Source organism: Micromonospora sp. SH-82 (assembly GCF_051132485.1).
Taxonomy (GTDB): Bacteria; Actinomycetota; Actinomycetes; order Mycobacteriales; family Micromonosporaceae; genus Micromonospora.
On record NZ_CP148049.1, the window covers coordinates 4759215 to 4764726 of the forward strand.

Below are 5512 nucleotides of genomic sequence, written 5' to 3' on the forward strand. Positions count from 1 at the left end.
AACGTGAGAGCCTGACGACGCTCGTGCCGTTTCGTACTCCACAGGGGAGCTTCTGATGCGCCTCCATCGTCCGGCCGGCGTCGTGAGTCGACTGCTGGTGCCCGTACTTCTGATGGGTGTCGTCGGGGCGGGAGCCGGTCCGGCCGGTGCCGCCCCGGCGCCGGTCGGGACGTCGGCGCAGGTCGAGACTCCGGCTGAGGTCGGGGCGTCGGCTCAGGTCGGGGTCGAGGCGGAGGTCGGGGCGTCGGCGGCCACCGACTGGACTCCGGTGCCCGGGCCGGTCGTGCCCGGGTCCGCCCCCGCATCCGTCCGGTACGCCGGCTACACATGGGTCTTCACGACCGTCGCGGCGGGTGCCGTCATGATGAACCGGCAGGACTTCCACTCGCAGCAATGGAGTGGCTGGACGGTGGTGCCGGGAGGGTTCCCCGCCGCGATATCGGGACCTGCCGCATTGGTCTACGGCGGTGACATCCGCCTGTTCGTCCGGGACGCGACCGGTGCACTCCGGTTCGTCCGGTACACCCTGACGACCGACTCCTGGTCCGGGTGGTCGACGGTCCCGGGTGTCCCGACCGGGACCTCCGCACCCACCGCCCAGATGTACGGCGGCGACATCAACCTGTTCTTCGCCGTCCCGAACGGCCGGTTGGGCACCATCAGGTACACCCTGACCACCGATTCCTGGTCCGGGTGGAACACGGTGCCCGGCTCCACGTCGGTGACCGGCCCGGTCGGGACCGCCAGGTACGGCGGATGGCTCTGGGTGTTCCACCACGATCCGAGCGGGGCACTCCGGACCGCCCGGTACGACAACTACGACGGAACCTGGTCGGGGTGGAGCATCGTGCCGGGGTCGGCCGACGGGAAGTCCACCCCGGCGACCTCCGTGGCCTACGGCTACCTGTGGGTGGTGGTACGCAGCACCTCCGACCAGCTTCGGACGATCCGGTACGAACTGATGTCCGACACCTGGTCGGGGTGGGGTCCGCTGTCCGGGGCGCCGCAGGCCACCTCCGCCCCGGCTTCGAACGAGGACGGTTCCCTCCTCGTTCGAGGCCCGCAGGGCCGCATCCACCTGGGTTACGTCACGCTCTGACTTCGGCGGCGGCCACCGCACCGGCCGCCACCGCACTGACGGCCACCCGCGCCAGCCGGGTCCCCACCGGGGCCCGGCTGGCGCTCGGGCGGGACCCGGTCGGGCGGCAACGGTCAGGTCAGGCGGGTGTTCAGGGCGGCGAGCAGGGGCTCCTGCTGCGGGGTGAGATAGAAGTGGTCCCCGTCGAAGGTGGTCAGATCGAACCCGCCGGTGGTCAGCTCGGCCCAGGCCTGCACGGACTCGGCGGTGCAGGTGGGGTCCTCGGTGCCCAGGTAGCCGGAGATGGGGGTACGCAGCTTCTCCGGCTCCCTGGGCAAATAGCGGTAGAGCATCCGCAGGTCGGCCCGGAGGGCCGGCATGATCAGCTCCCGGAGTTTGGGCGAGCGCAGCACCAGCGGGTCCACCTCGCCGAGGGCACCGATCCGGCCGAGCAGGTGTTCGTCGTCGGCGGTGTCCGGGTCCAACTCGACCCGGGACACGTGGGGGGCACCGTGCCCGGAGACCAGGAGGGCGGTCGGGGCGAAACCGTACCGGGTCTCCAACCGCCAGGTCACCTCGTACGCCACCGACGCGCCCATGCTGTGCCCGAACAACGCCACCGGCCGGTCCAGGTACGGCAGGAGCACCTCCACGATCCGGTCGGCGAGCGCGTCCATCTGCTCGACGCAGGGCTCCAACAGTCGGTCCTGCCGCCCCGGGTAGCAGATCGCCATCAGGTCGGTGCCCTCGGCGAGCAGCCGCCCCCAGGGCTGGAACACGTTGGCGTTGCCCCCGGCGTGCGGGAAGCAGATCAGCCGCAGGTCGCTCCGCTGTGCACGGCGGAAGATCCGTAGCCAGCGCGCCCGCCCGACCGCTTCGTCCATGGTGTCGTCCCCTCTCGCAGCCCGTCGCAGCGGCACCGGTCCGTCGGCGGCACCGGCCAGTCGCAGCAGCACCGGTCAGTCGGACATGGCGACCAGGATCCGGCGGTCCCCCGTGTAGGGGCGCCGGCCGTGGGCGACCAGGATGTTGTCGATCACCATGAGGTCGCCGACCCGCCAGTCGATGTCGACGGCGGCGTCCAGCCCCCGGTCGCGGATCTGGCGGACGTACTCCTCGGGGATCGGGGCACCGTCGGCGAAGGTGACCGACTGGGGCAGCTCGTCCGGGGTCATCACCTGCATCATCACCCGGGCCACGTCGTCCTCCAGCCCCGCCGGGTGCCACTGGTCGGTCTGGTTGAACCAGACCTCCACGCCGGTGACCGGGTGTCGGGTGGTGGCGGGGCGGACCTGACTGATCCGCAGCCCGTCGGAGGTCCACTTCCACGTCGCCCCGGTGCCGGCGAGGAACCCCTCGACCTCGGCCCGGTCCTCGGTCTCGAAGGTCTGCTGCCAGCTCTTGCCCAACCCCATCCCGTCGTGCAGGTTCTGCTGGTAGCAGACCCCTCCGGCGAAGGCCTCCCGGATCTCGGGGTCGAGCAGCTCCAGCCAGAGCCGGGCGTCCAGGACCGGGGTGGCCCCGCCGGTCGCGGCGGCGATCTGGCAGTAGAACAACAGCCGGGACGGCCAGTGGGCGGCGTACGACAGCTCGTTGTGCATCGAGATGGTGTACTTCGCCGGGTACTCGGTCGAGGTGTAGACGTTGTCCCCCACCTTGGTCCGGGGGGTGTTGCCGTGCACGTAGGCGAGCCGGTTGGGCAGCAGCAGGTCCATCACCGGGTCGAGGGTGCCGGGTTCCACACCGAAACCCCTGAAGACCAGAGCCCCGTGTACGGTCAGCAGCGCCGCGACGTCCACCTCACGCAGGTGACCGGCGAGCCCGTCTGCCGTCGGGGGGCATCCGGCCCGTTCCGGGGTGATCACGTACGGCTGCCAGCGGCCGTGCTCGTCCATCGGCGTCTCTCCTCGCGTCGGCAGGGCGGTGCGTCACGTGGCAGCCTCCCGGCGGCAGCCATATTTCCTCGATATCCCCGACTCACCGGGCGGACGTAGCCACCGGATCGGCCTCGGTGCGCCCGCCCGCAGATCGGTCGGCAGCCGGATCGGCCTCGGCGCGTTCGACCTCGGCAACCGGATCGACCTCGGTGCGCTCGGCCAGGGCCGCTTCGGCGGCGCGCTCGGCGGCTACCTCGGCGCGCTCGGCCTCGGCGGCGGCCCGGCTGCCGAAGGCGAGGACGGCGCAGACCGCGATCACCACCATCGTCACCCCGACGACGGTCAGGGCGGTACGCATGCTCACCGCGTCGAGCAGGAACCCGGCGAGCAGGGCACCTGCGGAGTTGGCCCCGGAGGCGAGCAGGGTGGCGATCGAACCGGCCCGGCCCCGAAGCTCGTCCGGGGCCGCCTTGAACAGGTAGAGCATCCCGGCCACGTTGCCGATCCCGGCACCGTAGTTGACCAGGGCGAGGATCACGCTCACCGCCACCAGGCCGGGGGCGACCGCCAGCAGCGGCATCAGCACCGCCCACGACACGTTGATGCCGATCATCATGCGGCGGATGCCCCACCGTCGCAGGTAGAGGTTGCTGGTCATCGCCCCGGCCATCCCGAAGACGCTGTTGACCACCAGCAGCAGCCCGACCGTCGCGGGTGAGCCGCCCCGTTCGGCGACCAGGACCACCAGGCCGAGCCCGAGGATCTGGAACAGGAGGTTGCTGGCGGCGAAGAGACTCAGCGCCCGGCGCAGGTAGACCCGCCCCCAGACGAAGTCGAAGCCCTCCCGGATCTGGGCGACCAGGCTGGTGGTCCGCCCCGGGTCGACCCGGGGCGCCCGCAGGTCCCGGCGGACGAACAGCAGGGTGACAAGACAGACCACGTGCGCCACGGCGGCGACGGCGAACGGCGCGAACCGGGCCACGCCGTAGAGGACGGTGCCGGTGGGCTGGCCGAGGATGCTCGCCGCGTTGGCCCGTGACTCGTTGGCAGCCATCGCCGCGCCGAGCTGCCCGGCGGGCACCACCTGGCAGACCGCCGCCCGCTCGGAGAGGGCGTAGCAGATGCCGAGGGTCGCCTCGACGAACGCCACGGTCATCAGGTGCGGCAGCCACACCCGGTCGAGCAGGACCGCCACCGCCACGCTGCCCACCCCGACCACCCGACCGGCGGCGCAGACCAGCATCGTCGTACGCCGGTTCCACCTGTCGACGAACGCACCCGCCGGAAGCTGGACGACCAGGCTGGGCAGGAGGGCGGCGAAGGTGACCAGGCTGGCGGCGGTGGCCGAGCCGGTGGACCAGTAGACCAGCAGGGTGTAGCCGATCGAGGTGGCCCGGGAGCCGAGCGCGGCGACGCCCGACCCGACCCAGAGCAGCAGGAAGTTCCGGTTGCCCCGCAGCGGCGGTACGGCGGCCGGACCGACCGTCTGTTCGAGTGGTCTCACGACAGGACCCCGTCCTGCGCCGAACGGCACCAGTCGAGCACCGCCATGGCGCTGTAGAGCTTGTTCTCCGCCTGTTGGAAAGCGATGCTGGCGGGCCCGTCGAGCACTTCGGCGGTCACCTCCTCGCCCCGGCGGGCGGGCAGGTCGTGCAGGAAGACCGCGTGCGGGCTGGCCCGCCACAGCTCCTGACCGACCCGGAACGGGGCGAAGACGCGCCGCCGGTGCGGGTCCGGTCCGCCGGTGCCGGTGGTCCGCCACCGGGTGGTGTAGATGGCGTCGAAGTCCCCCGGCAGCCGGTCCATGTGGTGCCGTTCGACGATCGTTGCCCCGTACACCTGCGCCTGCCGGACGGCGGTGGCCAGCACCCGGGCGGGCAGTCCGTACCCGGGTGGGGTGCGCAGTTCCAGCTCCACCCCCGCGAACCTGGTGACGGCCAGGACCAGGGCGGTGGCCGTGTTGTTGCCCTCCCCGACGTAGAGCAGCCGGAGCCGTTCGATCCGACCGAACTGCCGCAGCAGCGTGGTCAGGTCGGTCAACGCCTGGGTGGGATGTTCCTCGGCGCTCATCGCGTTGACCACCGACATCCGGCCCCCGCCGGTCCAGGCCCGCAGCTCGGCCGGGTCTCCGGCGGTCCGGGCCACCAGGACGTCGAGCATGCCCGCCAGCACCCGACCGGTGTCGGCGCTGCTCTCTTCGGTGTCGGATCCCAGGTCACCGGGGGCGTACTGGACGACCCCCGCGCCCAGGCGCAGCGCCGCGGTGGTGAAGGCCGTCCGGGTCCGGGTGGAGGTGGTGCGGAAGTAGACCCCGACGGTCCGACCGGCCAGCGGGAGGCCGTGCTCCCCGGCGGCGAAGGTCGCCCCCCGGGCCACGATGGAGTACAGGTCCCCGTCGGTCAGGTCGCTCATCGACACAAGGTGCCGACATCGGCGGCCGGTGGCCGCAACGACCCGGTCGACGTCGATCGGCACGGTCAACGCACCCACACCGTCACCTCGCTACGCTCGGCGTCGGTGCGGGGAACGACGACGACGATTCGCTCGCCCCGCTCGC

The 5512-nt window shown here is 71.8% G+C and carries 5 protein-coding genes; 1 reads left to right on the forward strand and 4 read right to left on the reverse strand.

The genetic code is table 11. The annotated features are described in order from the left end of the window. Nucleotides 1–55: 55 nt before the first annotated feature. Complete coding sequence (locus WHN02_RS21095; RefSeq protein ID WP_434740429.1) at nucleotides 56–1099, forward strand: hypothetical protein; 1044 nt, start codon at nucleotides 56–58, stop codon at nucleotides 1097–1099. Between the two features lie 113 nt (nucleotides 1100–1212). On the opposite strand, the gene WHN02_RS21100 is transcribed toward WHN02_RS21095, so the two are convergent. From WHN02_RS21100 to WHN02_RS21115, 4 genes are all read right to left on the reverse strand, one after another. Further along, entirely contained in the window at nucleotides 1213–1962 is a 750-nt protein-coding gene (locus WHN02_RS21100) for a thioesterase II family protein (protein WP_434740430.1), read from the reverse strand. Between the two features lie 75 nt (nucleotides 1963–2037). Continuing rightward, nucleotides 2038–2973, reverse strand: a complete 936-nt coding sequence (locus tag WHN02_RS21105) for a TauD/TfdA family dioxygenase (RefSeq protein WP_434740431.1) — start codon at nucleotides 2971–2973, stop codon at nucleotides 2038–2040. Between the two features lie 82 nt (nucleotides 2974–3055). Then, complete coding sequence (locus WHN02_RS21110) at nucleotides 3056–4459, reverse strand: MFS transporter (protein ID WP_434740432.1); 1404 nt, start codon at nucleotides 4457–4459, stop codon at nucleotides 3056–3058. Next, the gene (locus WHN02_RS21115) at nucleotides 4456–5367 is read right to left on the reverse strand and encodes an ornithine carbamoyltransferase (RefSeq protein ID WP_434740433.1); all 912 of its coding nucleotides are present in this window, start codon (nucleotides 5365–5367) and stop codon (nucleotides 4456–4458) included. The genes WHN02_RS21110 and WHN02_RS21115 overlap by 4 nt, the downstream gene beginning before the upstream one ends. Nucleotides 5368–5512 lie beyond the last annotated feature (145 nt).